Source organism: Streptomyces sp. NPDC047108, assembly GCF_040643575.1.
Taxonomy (GTDB): Bacteria; Actinomycetota; Actinomycetes; order Streptomycetales; family Streptomycetaceae; genus Streptomyces.
The window spans coordinates 234912-251343 of the sequence record NZ_JBEYUP010000004.1 but is presented as its reverse complement, the minus strand read 5'-3'; the positions used below and the strand labels follow the sequence as shown (position 1 = coordinate 251343).

Annotated in this window: 18 protein-coding genes; 4 read left to right on the top strand and 14 right to left on the bottom strand. The window is 72.9% G+C overall.

All coding sequences use genetic code 11. The features are described from left to right. Nucleotides 1–2: 2 nt before the first annotated feature. Together ABZ822_RS12335 and ABZ822_RS12330 are read left to right on the top strand one after the other, a co-directional pair. A complete protein-coding gene (locus tag ABZ822_RS12335; RefSeq protein WP_360851072.1) occupies nucleotides 3–608 on the top strand; it encodes an FMN-binding protein in 606 nt (201 codons plus the stop codon). A gap of 43 nt (nucleotides 609–651) precedes the next feature. After that, nucleotides 652–1392 carry an FAD:protein FMN transferase gene (locus tag ABZ822_RS12330; RefSeq protein WP_360851462.1) on the top strand — a complete coding sequence of 247 codons (741 nt, stop codon included), beginning with the start codon at nucleotides 652–654 and terminating at the stop codon, nucleotides 1390–1392. Nucleotides 1393–1540: 148 nt separating this feature from the next. Here the strand turns inward: ABZ822_RS12330 and ABZ822_RS12325 are convergent, their stop codons facing one another. The 7 genes from ABZ822_RS12325 to ABZ822_RS12295 all read right to left on the bottom strand — a co-directional run bounded on the left by ABZ822_RS12325 (nucleotide 1541) and on the right by ABZ822_RS12295 (nucleotide 8399). Then, the gene (locus ABZ822_RS12325) at nucleotides 1541–2092 is read right to left on the bottom strand and encodes an arginine repressor (protein WP_360851460.1); all 552 of its coding nucleotides are present in this window, start codon (nucleotides 2090–2092) and stop codon (nucleotides 1541–1543) included. A 5-nt stretch (nucleotides 2093–2097) separates the two neighbouring features. Next, entirely contained in the window at nucleotides 2098–3330 is a 1233-nt protein-coding gene (locus tag ABZ822_RS12320) for an acetylornithine transaminase (RefSeq protein WP_360851069.1), read from the bottom strand. Continuing rightward, complete coding sequence (gene argB / locus ABZ822_RS12315; protein ID WP_360851067.1) at nucleotides 3327–4277, bottom strand: acetylglutamate kinase; 951 nt, start codon at nucleotides 4275–4277, stop codon at nucleotides 3327–3329. The genes ABZ822_RS12320 and argB overlap by 4 nt, the downstream gene beginning before the upstream one ends. After that, on the bottom strand, nucleotides 4274–5425 hold the full coding sequence (gene argJ, locus ABZ822_RS12310; RefSeq protein ID WP_360851064.1) for a bifunctional glutamate N-acetyltransferase/amino-acid acetyltransferase ArgJ: 1152 nt from the start codon (nucleotides 5423–5425) through the stop codon (nucleotides 4274–4276). The genes argB and argJ overlap by 4 nt, the downstream gene beginning before the upstream one ends. Before the next feature lie 43 nt (nucleotides 5426–5468). After that, a complete protein-coding gene (argC, locus tag ABZ822_RS12305) occupies nucleotides 5469–6497 on the bottom strand; it encodes an N-acetyl-gamma-glutamyl-phosphate reductase (RefSeq protein ID WP_360851061.1) in 1029 nt (342 codons plus the stop codon). 222 nt (nucleotides 6498–6719) lie between these two features. Then, nucleotides 6720–7724: a MerR family transcriptional regulator gene (locus ABZ822_RS12300; RefSeq protein ID WP_360851058.1), complete on the bottom strand. Its 1005-nt coding sequence runs from the start codon at nucleotides 7722–7724 to the stop codon at nucleotides 6720–6722. 3 nt (nucleotides 7725–7727) lie between these two features. Next, the gene (locus ABZ822_RS12295) at nucleotides 7728–8399 is read right to left on the bottom strand and encodes a HEAT repeat domain-containing protein (protein WP_360851055.1); all 672 of its coding nucleotides are present in this window, start codon (nucleotides 8397–8399) and stop codon (nucleotides 7728–7730) included. 382 nt (nucleotides 8400–8781) lie between these two features. On the opposite strand from ABZ822_RS12295, the gene ABZ822_RS12290 reads away from it, so the two are divergent. Next, nucleotides 8782–9522: a VOC family protein gene (locus tag ABZ822_RS12290; protein WP_360851052.1), complete on the top strand. Its 741-nt coding sequence runs from the start codon at nucleotides 8782–8784 to the stop codon at nucleotides 9520–9522. Between the two features lie 53 nt (nucleotides 9523–9575). Here the strand turns inward: ABZ822_RS12290 and ABZ822_RS12285 are convergent, their stop codons facing one another. The 7 genes from ABZ822_RS12285 to ABZ822_RS12255 all read right to left on the bottom strand — a co-directional run bounded on the left by ABZ822_RS12285 (nucleotide 9576) and on the right by ABZ822_RS12255 (nucleotide 15260). Next, nucleotides 9576–10943 carry an aminotransferase class V-fold PLP-dependent enzyme gene (locus ABZ822_RS12285; RefSeq protein WP_360851050.1) on the bottom strand — a complete coding sequence of 456 codons (1368 nt, stop codon included), beginning with the start codon at nucleotides 10941–10943 and terminating at the stop codon, nucleotides 9576–9578. Between the two features lie 69 nt (nucleotides 10944–11012). Next, nucleotides 11013–11297 carry a hypothetical protein gene (locus tag ABZ822_RS12280; RefSeq protein WP_360851047.1) on the bottom strand — a complete coding sequence of 95 codons (285 nt, stop codon included), beginning with the start codon at nucleotides 11295–11297 and terminating at the stop codon, nucleotides 11013–11015. 164 nt (nucleotides 11298–11461) lie between these two features. Further along, complete coding sequence (locus ABZ822_RS12275) at nucleotides 11462–12223, bottom strand: NUDIX domain-containing protein (protein WP_360851044.1); 762 nt, start codon at nucleotides 12221–12223, stop codon at nucleotides 11462–11464. Between the two features lie 60 nt (nucleotides 12224–12283). Then, entirely contained in the window at nucleotides 12284–13630 is a 1347-nt protein-coding gene (locus ABZ822_RS12270) for an FAD-dependent oxidoreductase (RefSeq protein WP_360851041.1), read from the bottom strand. A 197-nt stretch (nucleotides 13631–13827) separates the two neighbouring features. Continuing rightward, the gene (locus ABZ822_RS12265) at nucleotides 13828–14142 is read right to left on the bottom strand and encodes a DUF4326 domain-containing protein (protein WP_360851039.1); all 315 of its coding nucleotides are present in this window, start codon (nucleotides 14140–14142) and stop codon (nucleotides 13828–13830) included. A gap of 18 nt (nucleotides 14143–14160) precedes the next feature. Beyond that, the gene (locus ABZ822_RS12260) at nucleotides 14161–14766 is read right to left on the bottom strand and encodes a PaaI family thioesterase (protein WP_360851036.1); all 606 of its coding nucleotides are present in this window, start codon (nucleotides 14764–14766) and stop codon (nucleotides 14161–14163) included. Nucleotides 14767–14960: 194 nt separating this feature from the next. Further along, nucleotides 14961–15260 carry an antibiotic biosynthesis monooxygenase gene (locus tag ABZ822_RS12255; protein WP_360851033.1) on the bottom strand — a complete coding sequence of 100 codons (300 nt, stop codon included), beginning with the start codon at nucleotides 15258–15260 and terminating at the stop codon, nucleotides 14961–14963. Nucleotides 15261–15403: 143 nt separating this feature from the next. Here ABZ822_RS12255 and ABZ822_RS12250 point away from each other — a divergent pair, with 143 nt between their 5' ends. Next, nucleotides 15404–16363 (top strand): helix-turn-helix domain-containing protein, encoded by a 960-nt coding sequence (locus ABZ822_RS12250; RefSeq protein ID WP_360851030.1) that lies wholly within the window; start codon nucleotides 15404–15406, stop codon nucleotides 16361–16363. Nucleotides 16364–16432 lie beyond the last annotated feature (69 nt).

Sequence of the window (16432 nt, the reverse complement as noted above, 5' to 3'; positions counted from 1 at the left end):
TCATGAAGAAGCATCCGTTGCGCCACATCCTGCTCAGCACGGCCGCGACCGTCTCCGGCGTCGTGATGCTGCTGGCACTCAAGGCCCCTGGCCTGCCGAGCAGTTCGACGCAGGCGAGCGGTCTGCCCGCCGCGCCCCCGGCATCGGCTCCCGCGGGACAGCCGGAGCAGCAGGGCGGCTCCGGGCCACAGGAGCCAGGGCGGCAGCAGGGCAACCCGCCGCAGCAGGACGGGCAGCAGCAGGACGAGCCGGGCGGTGAGGGATCGGACGGACAGGGTTCGGGCGAAGAACGGCAAGGCGGAGAGCAGGAGGAGGGCGGTCAGGGCGGCGGGGCCCGTACGGTCGTCGGCGACGCCGTGCAGACCGACTACGGCCCGGTGCAGGTCCGCCTCACCGTGTCCGGAGGCCGCGTCACCCAGGCCGCCGCCACACAGGCACCCGCCTCGACGCCGATGTCGAAGCAGATCACCTCCAAGGCGGTCCCCCAGCTCAACCAGAAGGCCGTGCAGTCACGGAGCGGTGAGATCGACGCGGTGTCGGGGGCCACGTACACCAGTGAGGGCTACTCGCGCTCGCTGCAGAGCGCATTGGACAAGGCCGGTGTCTGACCCGGTGGCGGAACAGCCGCGGCTGCGCCGGGTCGAGCACGCCATGGGCACGGTCTTCTCGTTCGACGTCCGCGGCGAGTCCGCCGGGGCGGAGGGGGCCGAGGCGGCGGTGGACGCGGCCGCGAACTGGCTGCACCGGGTGGACGCGCTGTTCTCGCTCTACAAGCCGGAGAGCGAGATGAGCAGGCTGGCCCGCGGCGAGCTGACCGCGGGTGACTGCGACCCGCTGATCGCCGAGGTCCTCGCCCTGTGCGAGGCCGCCGAGGCGCGCAGCGACGGCTGGTTCAGCACGCGGTACGCGGGTGCGCTCGACCCCACCGGCCTGGTCAAGGGCTGGGCGGTGGAACGCGCCTCGCGTCTGCTGGCGGCCCGCGGACTGGGCGACACCTGCATCAACGGCGGCGGTGACATCCAGCTGAGCGGTGAGAAGGAGCCGGGCCGCCCCTGGCGGATCGGCATCAGCGACCCGCTGCACCCGGGCGACCTCGTCGCGATCGTCGAGTCGGACGGGGATCTGGGGGTGGCGACGTCGGGTACGGCCGAGCGCGGCTGCCACGTCCTGGACCCGCGCACCGGGGCGCCGCCCGCGGACTCCCTCGCCTCGGTCACCGTCCTGACCCGCGGCCTGACGGCGGCGGACGCGTGGGCGACCGCGGCCTTCGCCCGCGGCGCGTCGTCCCGGGAGTGGCTGGAGGCCCTGCCGGACGTGGAGGCGTTCGCGGTCGAGCCGTCGGGGCGGACGTGGTGCACGGCGGGTTTCCGGGAATTCGCCCACGTGAACTGAGCCGCCGCTGAGGCGTCCACGTGAACTCGGCCCGACCTATGTGAACGGAGCCGGGTCGTCAACTCCCCGGCCGCAAGCGACCCTTGCCGCCACGCTCAACCGTTGCCGCCGCCACGCCCGGATGCCGGCGGGAGGGCGACCGGACCCCTCAGCGCGCCTTCTGCGCCAGCCTCAGCAGGTGGTCGGCCAGCGCCTGGCCGCCCGTGGGGGCGCGGCTGATCAGGAGCAGCGTGTCGTCACCCGCGATGGTGCCGATGATCTCGTGCACCTCCGCCTGGTCGATGGCCGACGCGAGGAACTGGGCGGCGCCGGGCGGGGTGCGCAGCACCACCAGGTTCGCCGACGCCTCAGCCGAGATCAGCAGTTCCCCCGCGAGGCGTGCCATGCGCCCCTCGCTCGCCGACTCCCCCAGCGGCGCCCGCGGGGTACGGTCGCCGCCCTCGCTCGGCACCGCGTAGATCAGCTCACCGCCGGTGTTGCGGATCTTCACGGCGCCCAGCTCGTCCAGGTCTCGGGAGAGCGTCGCCTGCGTGACGGACAGGCCGTCGTCGGCGAGCAGTTTGGCGAGCTGGCTCTGGGAGCGAACCGGCTGCCTGCCGAGGATGTCGACGATCCGGCGGTGCCGGGCGGTACGGGTCTGGGGCACCGCGGGTCCGCCCTGGTCGGGTCCGCCGCGCTCGCTGTCCTGCGCCTGGCTCATCGTCGTCATTCTCCGGATCGTCGCTCCCCGTACACCGCGTCCAGGATCGCCGGGAGCGCCCCGAGGAACGCGTCCACCTCGCCCTCGCCGATGATCAGCGGCGGGGCGAGCCGCACCACGTCGGGTGCGACCGCGTTCACCAGGAGACCGGCTTCCTGCGCCGCCCGCTGCACCTCAGGCGCAACGGGCTCGGTGAGCACCATACCGAGCAGCAGGCCCGCGCCGCGGACCTGGCCGACCAGCGGGTGGCCGAGCGCCTCGATCCCGGACCGCAGGCGTTCGCCGGTGCGCTTGACGCGGTCGAGGATTCCTTCGGCCTGGAGGGTGTCGAGGACGGCGAGCGCGGCCGCACAGGCGACCGGGTTCCCGCCGAAGGTCGAGCCGTGCTGCCCGGGCGTCAGGAGGTCGGCAGCCTCGCCGAAGGCGACGGTCGCGCCGATCGGCAGTCCGCCGCCGAGCCCCTTGGCGAGGGTGACCACATCGGGCTCGACGCCCTGCGCCTGGTGCTCGAACCAGTGGCCCGTACGCCCGATGCCGGTCTGGATCTCATCCAGGACGAGCAGCGTGCCGGTGGCCCGGGTGATCTCCCGGGCGGCGGCCAGATAGCCCTTGGGCGGTACGACGACGCCGTTCTCGCCCTGGACCGGTTCGAGAACGACGAGCGCGGTGTCGCCCGTGACGGCTGCGCGCAGCGCGTCGGTGTCCCCGTACGGCACGTGCGTGACGTCGCCGGGGAGCGGCCGGAACGGCTCCTGCTTGGCGGGCTGGCCGGTGAGGGCGAGGGCGCCCATGGTGCGGCCGTGGAAGCCGCCTTCGGTGGCGACCATGTGCGTACGCCCCGTACGCCGCCCGATCTTGACGGCCGCTTCGACGGCCTCCGCACCGGAGTTGGAGAAGTAGACGCGTCCGGGGCGGCCGAGGAGCTGGAGCAGCCGCTCGGCGAGCGCGACGGGGGGTTCGGCCACGAAGAGGTTGGAGACGTGCCCGAGGGTGGCGATCTGCTCCGAGACGGCCCGGACGACGGCGGGGTGGGCGTGGCCGAGGGCGTTGACGGCGATGCCGCCGACGAAGTCGGTGTACGTCCGGCCCTCGGCGTCGCGGACGGTGGCGCCCTGTCCGTTCACCAGCGGCAGGCGGGGCGTGCCGTAGTTGTCCATGAGGGCGCCCTGCCAGCGCCGGGTCAGCTCCTGGTTGCCCGACTTCTGCGCGGCGCTCGTGGTGTTCTGATCGTGCGTCATGCCGTCCCCGTCTCCCGGTCGTCGGCCGCTTCGCGGTCGTCGGCCACGACCATCGTGCCGATGCCCTCGTCGGTGAAGATCTCCAGCAGGATCGAGTGCTGCACCCGGCCGTCGATGACGCGCGCGGTGCGTACCCCGTGGCGGACGGCGTGCAGGCAGCCCTCCATCTTGGGGACCATGCCGCTCGCCAGCTCCGGCAGCAGCCCCTCCAGCTGGCTGGCCGTCAGCTTGCTGATGACCTCGTCGCTGTTCGGCCAGTCCTCGTAGAGCCCTTCGACGTCGGTGAGGACCATCAGCGTCTCGGCGCCCAGCGCGGCGGCGAGTGCGGCTGCTGCGGTGTCGGCGTTGATGTTGTAGACGTGGCCGTCGTCGGCGCTGCGGGCGATGGAGGAGACGACCGGGATCCGGCCGTCGTCCAGCAGCGCCTGTATGGCTCCGGCGTCGATGTCGGTGATCTCACCGACCCGGCCGATGTCCACGGCCTCGCCGTCGATCTCGGCGAAGCGCTTGGTGGCGGTCATGGTGTGGGCGTCCTCGCCGGTCATGCCGACGGCCAGCGGGCCGTGCTGATTGAGCAGTCCCACGAGTTCGCGCTGCACCTGTCCGGCGAGCACCATCCGTACGACGTCCATCGCCTCGGGCGTGGTGACGCGCAGCCCGGCCTTGAACTCCGAGACCAGGCCCAGCTTGTCGAGGTGGGCGCTGATCTGCGGGCCGCCGCCGTGGACGACGACCGGCTTGAGGCCGGCATGCCTCAGGAAGACGACGTCCTGCGCGAACGCGGACTTCAGCTCGTCGTCGATCATGGCGTTGCCGCCGAACTTGATGACGACGGTCTTGCCGTGGTGGCGGGTCAGCCAGGGCAGCGCCTCGATGAGGGTCTGCGCCTTGGGCAGGGCGGTGTGCTTGCGCGGGGGGACCCCCGGCCGGAGGTTGGGGGAGCTCATGAGGAGTAGGCGCTGTTCTCGTGGACGTAGTCGGCGGTGAGATCGTTGGTCCAGATGACGGCGGACTCGGTGCCCGCGGCGAGGTCGGCTGTGATGCGGACCTCGCGGAACCGCATGTCGACTCCTGAGCGGTCCTCGCCGACCGAGCCGTTCTTGCAGACCCAGACGTCGTTGATGGCGACGTTGAGCTGGTCGGGCTCGAAGACGGCGGAGGTGGTGCCGATCGCGGAGAGCACCCGGCCCCAGTTGGGGTCCTCGCCGTGGATGGCGCACTTGAGGAGGTTGCTGCGCGCGATGGAGCGTCCGACCTCGACGGCGTCGTCCTCGCTCGCGGCGCCCACCACCTCGACGCGGATGTCCTTGGAGGCGCCCTCGGCGTCGCCGATGAGCTGACGGGCGAGGCTGTCGCAGACCTCGGTGAGGGCCGCGGCGAACTCCTCCTGGCCGGGGGTGACGCCCGAGGCGCCGGACGCGAGGAGATAGACGGCGTCGTTGGTGGACATGCAGCCGTCGGAGTCGGCCCGGTCGAAGGTGACGCGGGTGGCGGCCCGCAGCGCGCCGTCCAGTCCTGCGGCGTCGACGTCGGCGTCGGTGGTGAGGACGACGAGCATCGTGGCGAGGCCCGGCGCGAGCATGCCCGCGCCCTTGGCCATGCCGCCGACGGTCCAGCCGTCGCCCTCGGCGACGGCCGTCTTGTGCACCGAGTCCGTGGTCTTGATGGCGATGGCCGCCTTCTCGCCGCCGTGCGCGGAGAGTTCGGCGACCGCCGTGTCGACGCCGGGCAGCAGCTTGTCCATCGGGAGCCGGATGCCGATCAGGCCGGTCGAGGCGACAGCGACCTCCGCCGCGCTCTCGCCCAGGGCGTCCGCGACCCTCTCGGCCGTGGCGTGGGTGTCCTGGAAGCCCAGCGGGCCCGTACAGGCGTTGGCGCCACCGGAGTTGAGGACGACGGCGGAGACCTGGCCGCCCGCGAGCACCTGCTCGGACCACAGGACCGGCGCGGCCTTGACGCGGTTGGAGGTGAAGACGCCCGCGGCGGCACGGCGCGGCCCGGTGTTGACGACGAGCGCCAGGTCCGGGTTGCCGTTCTCCTTGATCCCGGCGGCGATGCCCGCCGCCGTGAATCCCTTGGCTGCCGTGACGCTCACTGCGCCTCCTTCGTCGTGGCCCCGCTCGCGGCGCCGCTCCGGTTCACGGGGCGACCCCGGTCATGGGGAGACCGGTCTCCTCGGGGAGTCCGAGGGCGATGTTCATGCTCTGCACCGCGCCGCCGGCGGTGCCCTTGGTGAGGTTGTCGATCGCGCTGATCACGACGATCCGGCCGGCGGCCTCGTCGTACGCGACCTGGATCAGGACGGCGTTCGATCCGTACACGGCCGCGGTGGACGGCCACCGGCCCTCGGGGAGCAGCTGGATGAACGGTTCGGCGGCGAGGGCCTTGTCGTACGCCTCGCGCACCGCGGCCGCCGTCACCCCGGGCCTCGCCCTGACGTTGCAGGTCGCGAGGATGCCGCGGGGCATCGGGGCGAGGGTGGGCGTGAAGGAGACGGTCACCGGCTCACCGGCCGCGGCGCTCAGGTTCTGGATGATCTCGGGCGTGTGCCGGTGGCCGCCGCCGACGCCGTACGGGCTCATGGAGCCCATGACCTCGCTGCCCAGCAGATGGGGCTTGAGGGCCTTGCCCGCCCCGGAGGTGCCGGACGCGGCGACGATCACGGCGTCCGGCTCGGCGAGCCCGGCGGCGTAGGCCGGGAACAGGGCGAGCGAGACGGCCGTCGGATAGCAGCCGGGGACGGCGATGCGCCGGGTGCCCCGCAGCGCGGCCCGCGCGCCGGGCAGCTCGGGAAGGCCGTACGGCCAGGTGCCGGCGTGCGGGGAGTCGTAGAAGGTCTGCCACGCCTCGGCGTCCTGGAGGCGGAAGTCGGCACCGCAGTCGACGACCAGGACGTCCTCCCCCAGCTCGTCGGCGACAGCGGCGGACTGGCCGTGCGGGAGCGCGAGGAAGACGACGTCGTGCCCGGAGAGGACGTCGGTGGTGGTCGGCTCGAGGACGCGGTCGGCGAGCGGAAGGAGATGCGGCTGCAGCGCGCCGAGCCGCTGCCCGGCGTTGCTGTTCGCGGTCACGGCCCCGATCTCGGCGGCCGGATGCCCGGCGAGCAGGCGGAGCAGTTCCCCGCCCGCGTATCCGCTCGCTCCGGCGACTGCCACGCGCACTGCCATCGAACCTCCCTCTCGATGGCATGACTATACGGAATGCGGCAGCTTTATGCAATCGAGCCCAGACCAGGAGCCCGGGGGTACGCGACCGAACGGCTCTGCCGAGGCGCGCCGGAGTCGGCCCGGCTCAGCGTCGCGATGGGCCCGCCGGTGGGGGCGGGCGCTGCTGACCCGGGCGTTTCGGGGTCGGGCAAGATGGGGCGTGTTCTTCCCGGGAGAGCCCCGTCACCCTGCGTCGCGTAGCTGAAGAAGGTACGCCGCAGTCAGCGCAACGGCACGGTCCTCGTCATGCGACAGGTCCTCGAGGGCATGTGAGGCCGTCGTCCCCGGGATGCCCGCCAGCGCCTGGGTCAGCCGTCCGCGCGCAGGCGCTTCAGTGGTGTCGAGGGCGAGGCGGTCGACGAGCCTGGTCGCGATCCGATCCGCCGTCGCGGTGTCGCCGGCCAGCACGCTGAGCGCATCGGCCGCATCGGTGTCGTTCCGTCCCTCCACGATCATGTCGACGAGCGTCGGGACCGCTTCGGCCACTCCGCGTGTCCCGAGCGCCAGAGCCGCATACCCGCGGACCACGACGTCGGGGTTCGCGAGAGCGTCCCGCAGCTGCGCGGTAGCTTCACCATCGACCATCTCGACCAGGGACTGTGCGGCACGTTCCCGCACCGCGGCCTCCGGTGAGCCGAGACCCTCCGCCAGCAGCGCCGGACCACCGTCGCCCGAACGCGCCAGCGCCCAACGAAGGGCTCCGGCGACGTTCGGATCCGTCTCGCCCAGTGCCGCCTCGACCAGGGCCTCCACCGGCACCGGAACCTCGTCGGCCGAGGAGAGGGCGGCGCGCTGGCGTGCGTCGGCGCTCTTCGACCCCAGAGCCTGGAGGAGCGCAACGACCTGGAGGACGTCCTCCCAGCCGGCAGGGTCCGCGGCATCGATCCGGCGCAGCCGCGTGAGCAGTTCGGTCTCGGCCGCGATGCGGTCGCGTGTCCGACGGATGAGGTCGCCGACGAGCGTCGAGGGCGTGAAGCCGGGATCGTCCAGCGCGCGACCGATCTCACGCAGCGACAGCCCCAGCGACCGCAGGCACTCGATCTGGAAGATCCGCCGGATGTCCTCCCCGGAGTACTCCCGATATCCGGAGCCCGTACGGCCCGCAGGCCGCACCAGGCCGAGCGATTCGTAATGCCGGAGCATGCGGGCGCTGACCCCGGACCTCCGCGCCACCTCACCGATCAACACGTCCTATTGTCCCTCCTGGCCGGACCGGGCAAGGACCACCGCGCGCTTCGCCTCCTCGATCGCGAACTCGAATCCGGCCTCCGGGTCCCGCAGCATCCGCTGTGTGGCGAACGCGTGCGCGCGCACCCGCGGGTCGGTGGCCGTCGCCGCAGCACGCAGAGCCGGCTCACTGGCTCCGCCCAGCGCGATCAGCGCCCGGCTGAGACTCAGCTGCGTCCCCTGTCCCCCGCGCCCGAGTTGCTTCGCCAACTCCGCGGCCAACGCGGACTCCTCGCCTTCCGGCACGAGCACGACCGCGGCCCGCCAGGCGCTCCGCGCCACCTCGTCGTCGGCGTCGGACAACAGCGCCTGTGTGATCGCCGGCCATGCCCGCCGGTCCCCGATCTTGGACAGCGTGTGCAGCGTCTGACTCCGTGCCTGCGCACGCTCCGAGCGGACTTCGCGGAGCAGCCCGGGGAGCGTCATGGACACCGGGTGGCGGGTGAGCGCCCAGGTCAGCATCTCGCGGACGAAGAACGCGGGTTCGATCGCGCAGCGCTTGACGAGCTTGTCGACGAAGCGCGGGTCCGGCGTCGTGCCGGCCGCCAGAGCAGCCCGCAGGCGCACGGACGAACGGCCGTCCTCCAGCCCCCGGAGCACTCGCACCGCATCCGTGTCCTGTCTCGCCATGGTCATCGTGACCACCTCCTCGGCAAGCAGTGAAGGCGTTGTCACCGTGTCAAGGTCAAACGGGGCCCGCTGCGCGTTCACCGGTCGACTGCCGCGTCCCAGGCGTGCCCTGTGAGCACTGTCCTGATGAGCACCGTTCTTCGTGAAGTCGCTGGTCACGGGGCTGGTGTATGCGGTGTGGGCCTTGTCGGGGACCCTCCGGCCCTAACGGTCGGCGAAACAGTGCCCGCCCCGAGCCGGGACCGCGCCAACGACCCGCCCGGGGCCGGAAAGCCCATTGCAGCGGCGCCTCTCCGCCCAACAGGCCGACCATGACGCCCTGCTGGGCCGAATGGAGCGCCACAAACCCGACTGAAACGCCGAGTCTTAAGTGCATAGGATCGCCGGCATGGCGCTGCGACCCGTTCACGTGATCATCAAGGCTCTCGACGCCTCGGCGGTCGGCCGATTCTGGGCGGAGGCGCTCGGCTGGAGTGCGTACAGCCCCGGCGTGACCACGTACGTCGGACCCGCCGGCGGTCTCGTCTGGCCGGACCCGGTCGCCGTGGGCATCGACGTCGTTCCCGTCCCGGAACCGAGGACGACGACGAAGAACCGTGTGCACCTCGACCTCGCCACCACCTCCGCGGCCCATCGGACGGAGCTGGTCGCGCGCCTCCGGGCTCTCGGTGCGACACCCGTCCATGTGGGCCAGGGCCAGGTGCCGTGGACGGTCCTCGCCGACCCGGAGGGCAACGAGTTCTGCGTGCTGGAGCCCCGGGAGATCTACCGGGACACCGGACCGATCGCCGCGGTGGTGGTCGACTGTGCGGACCCGCGGGCCATGGGCCGGTTCTGGGGCGAGGCGACGGACTGGACCCTGCACGAGGTGACCGACGATCAGGCGACGTTGCGCTCCGCCGCGGGGGTCGGCCCGTATCTGGAGTTCCTCCGCACGCCCGACGTGAAGACCGTGCCGGACCGTATCCATCTCGACCTGCTGCCGTACCCGGGTGACGACACAGCGGCGGAGGTGGCCCGGCTGCGGGCCCTCGGTGCCACCGACCTCGACGTCGGCCAGGGCGACGTCCCGTGGACCTGCCTGACCGACCCGGAAGGCCACGAGTTCTGCGTCCTCGCCCCGTCCTGACGCGAAGCCTCCTCCGGCCGGGGCGGGCGGTCCGCGCCACGGCGGCGTGCCCGTCAGGCCGTGGCGGCGGCGCGGCGGATCGCGTCCAGTGCCCGCGTCACGTCCTCGTCCGTCGTCGACCAGTTGCTCACCGAGATCCGCATGACGCGCCGGCCGCGCCAGGTGGAGCCGCTGATCCAGGTCGTGCCGTCGTCGAGCAGCCGGCTGAGCACCCGTTCCGTGCGGTCGTCGCTGCCGAACTCGGCACAGACCTGGGTGAAGACCACGTCGTTGAGCACGGTTGCGCCGTCGATCGCCGCGATCCCGGCGGCGAACGCGGAGGCGTGCCGGCACAGCCGCTCGACGAGGTCGGCCACGCCCGTCCTGCCGAGCGACCTGAGGGCCGCCCACACGGTGAACCCCCTGCCGCGCCGCGAGAGTTCGGGGACCTTGTCGCTGGGGTCACCCTGTTCGTGCTGGATGAGGTAGTCGCCGTGTACGCCCATCGCCGCCCGGACCGTGGCCGGGTCGCGGACGATCGCGATGCCGCAGTCGTAGGGGACGTTGAGGGTCTTGTGGGCGTCCGTCGCCCACGAGTCGGCATCCGCGCAGCCCGCCGTCAGATGTGCGTACGGCGGCGAAGCGGCGGCCCACAGGCCGAAGGCGCCGTCGACGTGCACCCAGGCGCCCGCCTCGCGTGCGGCGCGGATCGTCTCGGCGAAGGGGTCGAAGGCGCCGGAGTGGATCTCCCCGGCCTGGAGGGCCACGATCGTGGGGCACTCCCCCGCGTCCGCCAGACTGCGCCGCAAGGCGTCGGGGTCGATACGCCCCTGGTCGTCCGCCCCGACCGCGTCGGGGTGTCCGAGTCCCAGGTAGCGCAGCGCCACGTCGATGGCCATGTGGCGCTCCTCGCCGACGACGACGTGCACGGGCGGCGCGCCCGCGAGTCCGTCGCGCGCGACGTTCCATCCGACGTGCCGGAGCACCGCGTCCCGTCCGGCGGCGAGGCAGGTGAAGTTCGCCATCGTGGCACCCGTGGTGTAGCCGACGGCGCTGCCGTCCGGCAGGCCGAGGAGATCCAGCAGCCAGGCGCCGGCGATGTCCTCCGCGGCCGTGTACGCGGGTGAGACGGCACGCATCACACAGTTCTGGTCCCAGGCACTGACGAGCCAGTCCGCAGCCAGCGCGGCCGGTTCGGTGCCACCGATCACGAAGCCGTAGAAGCGGCCGCTGGGAAATGCGGTGAGACCCGGCTCGCAGGCCGTGGCCAGCAGGTCGACGACGTCGGCGGGCGGGCTCGGGTCGTCGGGCAGTTCGGCGCCGAGCGCGCGCACGATCTCCTCGGCCGAGGCGCGGGCGGGAACCGGGCGGTCGGAGAGGCTCTCAAGCCAGCGGAGGGCATGGTCGTACGCCTGCCGAAGCGCCGCGTCGCGCGCGTCCATACCTCCGGACTATGGGACAGCCCCCGCCACCGCGCAAGCCACGACGCCTCCGGCAGGCGCGCCCGGCCGCTAGGAGTGCGCCACGACCTCGCCGCCCGTGACCTCGGGAGGGCTGGGGAGCAGGGAGGCGAGGTGCTCCCGGACGAATCCGGCCGCCCGCTCGTTCGACGCCTCCGCACCGGCCCGGTCCTGGTAGACGCTCGTCGAGACCATCACGCCGCCCCCGGCGTCGACCCAGTAGTAGGCGACGAACCCCTGGACCTCTCGGAGGATCGGTACGAACCCCTCGCTCACCCGCCGTCCCGCCTCGGCCGGGTCGGTCACGCCCTCGTACCGCCGCACCACTGCGTACATCTCCGGTCTCCTCACCGCATCGCGCTGCACGTCTCTGCGGTGACGGCGTACCCGGGTCGGCGACCGGGGCGGGCGCGGACGCCCGGCAATCACCGGAAGGGCTCGCACCGGTGATCCGAACAGCGGCCTTCCGCGGAGGATCCCGCCGCTGTGGCCGGAGATGATCAGGCGCCGCGGTGGCGCGTCCGCTCCGCGTACCGGCGGAGGACCGCGTCCAGGTAGTCCACGTGCGGGCCGCGGAGGTCGTCCGCCGCGTCGGCCGGGGAGCGGACGAGCGCGATCCGGTCCAGTTCGGGCTCCCGGCCCTGGGCCGTCTCCGCGGACACCAGGGCCGCGTGGCGGTCGTGCAGCCAGGCCGCCGGGCGGGGCGGCGCGAGGAAGAGGACGCCCACGTTCCCGTTCGTGCCCCGCGTGACGCACCACAAGTCCAGGCCGTCCGGCGGGGCGTCCACACCGGTCTCCTCGGCCAGCTCGCGCGCGGCATGGCGGCGGAGCGCGGCCGCGTCGAGGGACGCGTGGTCCTCCGGCGGTTCGGCGGTGCCGCCGGGCAGCTGCCAGCGCCCGGGAGCGGCCGTCGACGGCGAGCCCCGGCCCACCACCAGCCGCCCGTCGTCGTCCGGCTGCAGGACGCCGACGAACAGGGACGGCAGAAAGGCGGCGCCCGGCACGCGGCGCAGCGCACGGTGCCGGTAGGTGGTCCTCGCCCAGGAGATGGTCAGGCGGCCCGCGCCGTCCGCGTCCAGCCCGGTGCAGGCCGCCACCGGCCCGTCGAAGAGGCTGGGGTTGGCGCGTACGGCGTCGTCCCAGACCCGGTCCATGGCCGCCCGGTGTTCGGGCGGCACCAGCGGCGGGGCGGTCTCGGCCAGGCGGAGCCGGTGAACGTCCAGGATGTCCACGCCCGTTGGTCGCCGCAGCAGCTCGGTCATCCGGTCATGCTGTCATGCGTCCCCACGCCCTCGTGCGGGCGTGAGCCCCTGTTACGCCGCTCATCCCCGGTGCATACGGCGCAGGGCGTCCATCGCGCTCGACACGACCCGGCGGTCGGACCAGTGGGCGAGGCGGTGCGCGGAGCGGCCCGCGTTGAAGCCCAGCAGAAGGGGTTCGCCGAAGACCTTGTGACCGTTGACCCAGTACGACCACAGGCCCGGCTCGTCGGGGTCGAACCATTCGAGGGCGTCGGCCTCGCGGTCCCAGAACACCTCGTCGAAGCGGAGCCAGAGCTTGTCCATCAGCCCCGCCCCGAGCGCGTCGACGGCGCTCCGCTTGGCGGCGGGGAGCGGCGGGTCGAACGTGATGCGGCCGGCCTTGAGGACACCGATGGGCACGGTCACCACACAGTGGTCGGACACGATCTCCTCACCGCCGTCGAGGATCGCCGTCGTGCCGTCGTCGCCGTGACGGACGGCGGTGACCGTGGCGCCCGTTCGGACGGGGATGTCGCCGCGGAGCCGGTCGACGATCCGGTCGTAGCCGTCGGGCAGCAGGACGTCCCCGCCCCGGCCGCCGGTGCCCTCCTCCAGGGCGCTGACGGAGAGCTCGTCGGGTTCGGTGGCGTACTCCTGGGTGTACGTCATGTTGGCCGCCCAGCGCAGTCCTGCGGACGGGGCATCGGGGAAGACCGCGGACACGGGCGTCGTGTCGGGCTTGCCGACGGCGTCGAGCTTGCGGGCGTAGCGGGCGAGTTCGGCCATGGCCGCCTCGTCCGTGCCGACGGTGTTCTCGTAGTCGAAGGGCACGGCGCGGCCTCCGGTGCGTCGCAGCAGCTCGGTCACCGGGTTGCCGCGCCAGGTGTGGATCCAGGAGGCCCCCATCTCAGCGGGCACTCCGGCGATCCGCCGCGTCCACGTCCGGCCGCCCGTACGGTCGCGCCCCTCCAGGACGGTCACCCGCATCCCGGCGTCCGCCAGGGCGCGGGCGCAGCCGAGCCCGGCGAACCCGGCCCCGACGACCGTGATCCGCGCGCCCTCGCGCGCCGTGTCGAGGATGTCTCGTGCGGCCCTGCGGCCGCTCAGCAGCGCGCCGGTCGTCGTCGCAGGGGCCTCGCCGGAGGTGGCCTCGCCGGCGAAGTGCAGCCGCTGGCCCACCGGGGCGGCCAGTTTCGCCCGGACCGACCGGCCCAGGGGGCTGGGGGCGAGGAACGAGTACGCGCACAGGGCGAAGGGGTCGGCAGACCAAGAGGTGCGCAGGAAGGACACCGGCTCGGGAACGCCGCGACGGCCGCGGGGGCGGGACGGCCCGCAGCCCGCCACCGCCATGGCCGCGACCGCGGCGGTGGTGAGGGCACCGGTCGCGCCGAGCAGGCCGCGCCGGGTGACATTGCCGCGTTCCGTCATGATCTCCCTCGTGGTCGCCGAACCCGCCCATGCCGGGATCGAGTGCCGCCGCCCCGACCTCGTGCCGGACAGCTCGGGCCCCGCTCCGGGCCGCACTACGGAGGACGGCACCCGGCGGCGAAAGGCTGCGTCCGGGCCGGGAATTCCTCCGGGAGCCGCCCGCGGGAGTGACGTACGGGCAGTGACGTGGAGGGGGTCTACGCGTCGAGCGAGTCGGCCAGTTCGGCGATGACCTGGGCGTGGCACGCCTCGGGGACGCACCAGCACCCGAGCCTCCGGCCGCGCAGCTCCGGCAGCAGCTCCAGCAGGTCCGGACGGCCGAGGAGATACTCGCGGTACTTGGCCACGACCTCCTCCCGCGTGCCGTCCGGCCCCGGCCGGAACGGGCTGGCGAGCGGTGAGCCCTTCAGGTCCCAGCCGTCGCGGTGCATCGCGCGCCCGACGTAGACGACGTCCGCGTAGTCCGGATCGTCGCGGTGGCCCTTGAGGTTGACGACCGTCGTCCTGCTCATGTGCTTCATCCTCGCTCTTCAGGCCGCGCCGGGCACGGCGAAGACGGCGCACGTGGTCGTCCCGTGCGCGTACAGCTTTCCGTCCGCCGTCCCGACGATCCGGGCCTCCGCCGTCGCCGTCGTCCGGCCGACGTGGACGGCCGTGCCCTCGCAGCGCAGGGCCGGGGTGGTGCCGAGAACGGGCCGGACCAGATGCACCCCGAGCTGGACGGTGGTGTAGGCGCGGCCGGTCGGCAGGGCGCTGAGCACCGCCGTCCCGAGGGCGGAGTCCAGGAGGGTCGCCATGAAGCCGCCGTGGACCGTGCCCATGGGGTTGAAGAGGTGCTCCCCCGGCGTGCCCTCGAACACCGCGCGGCCCTCCTCGACCTCCACGAGCCGGAAGCCGAGGGTGCTGCAGATCGGTGCGGACGGCAGGCGCCCGTCGAGGCTCATCCGCGCCAGTTCGAGTCCTGAGCGGCTGCCCGCGTCGGCGTAGGACGTCGGGGGGTCCCAGGTGTGGATGCGGGAGCGGACCCCGTCGGCGTCCGTGCCGTGTCCGGTGCCGCTGCCGGTGGCGCCGCGGGCTGCGGTGCCGGTCGCGGAGACCTCGGGCGTGGTGGGGGGCTGGGTGGCGGGCTGCGCCATGGTGCGTTCCGTCCCTCGAATGCCCCGTCCGGCGGGGCGTGTTGTGGATGTGCGTGCGGTACGGGGGCGAGGAGTGCTCGCCCCCGTACCGCGAACCTAGGCGCGTACGGCGGTCCCGCGGGAGCGTCGCTCACGACAGCTTCGATAGCGTTCCCGACACAAGTGGGCGCTCCCGGTCCGTACGCGTGGCCGGATCAGGGAAGCTTGACCGCCAGGATGTCGACGGGCTTGATGTCCGGCGCCTCGGCGAGCATCGTCTGGGCGGCGTCCATCAGCGCGGCGGCGATCTTGCCCTCCAGGTGGCCCTTACGGCCGTCCTCGCCCTCGAAGGTGTCGAAGACGCCGAAGGTGGTGGCGCTCTGGCGGAACGCGAACCAGGTGACGGTGTGCGCCTCCTCGCGGGCCAGCTGGACCGCGTTGCGCAGCATGGCGTCGACCTGGTCGGCGTACTCGGGCTTGGCTTCGATCCGGGCCAGCAGGCCGAGCTTGCTCATCGTGTGCTCCTGTCGGGGTGGTGGTCGTATCGGATGCGGGGCCGGTGCCGTCGCACCGGCCGGTGTCCGGACATCAGCAAACCTAGGAGGACCACCCCCCTCCTCCCAGTGTCGCAAGCGACTCTTCCGATACGGTTTCCGCCATGGATATTGCAGTGCTGGCATACGACGGCGTCTTCGACTCGGGACTCGCCGCGATCCTCGACGTCCTGGACGGGGCGAACGCCATGCGGACGGAGCTCCCCGAGCCGCCGCCCGCCTGGAACGTCACGACGGTCGGCTTCCGCCGCCGGATCCGTACCGGCGCCGGCCATGTGGTCGAGACCGCACCCGTCGCCGAGGCGGAGAAGAGCGACCTCCTGCTGGTGCCCGCGCTGGCGGAACGCCGGCCCGACGCGCTCATCGCGCACGTCTCGGGACCCGTGTCGGCGGCGGCGCGGAAGCTGGTGGCGGCGACGCGCGAGCGCCGTACGCCCGTCGCCTCGGCCTGTACGGGCACGTTCCTGCTCGCCGAGTCGGGCGTGCTCGACGGGCGCCAGGCGACGACGAGTTGGTGGCTCGCGCCGTACTTCCGCAAGCGCTATCCGGCGGTGACGATCGACGAGACCCGCATGGTGACGTCGTCGGGCGGGGTGACGACGGCGGGCGCGGCCTTCGGCCATGTCGACCTCGCGCTCGCCATCGTCCGGATGAGCAGCCCGGCGCTGGCCGATCTCGTCGCGCGCTATCTCGTCGTCGACGAACGCCCGTCCCAGGCCGCGTACACCATCTCGGCCGCCCTGGCGCAGAGCGATCCGACCGTGGCCGCCTTCGAACGCTGGGCGCGGGTGCACCTGGACGAGCCGATCGCCATCTCGGACGGCGCGTCGGCGATCGGGGTCAGCGAGCGCACCCTCCAGCGGGCCGTGCGCCGCACGCTCGGCACCTCGCCCGTCCGCTTCGTGCAGGACCTGCGGATCGAACGAGCCTCGCATCTGCTGCGGACCACGGACATGCCGCTGGAGGTCATCGCGCGCAAGGTCGGCTACGAGCACGCCAACACGCTCCGGATCCTGCTCCGGGAGCGCACCGGGTCGACGGCGGGCGAGCTGCGCCGCCGCTGAGCGGAAGCGGCCGGCGATCTCCAGGACGTACATTCCCTTGCGGCTATATAGCCCCAGGAGTATGTTCGG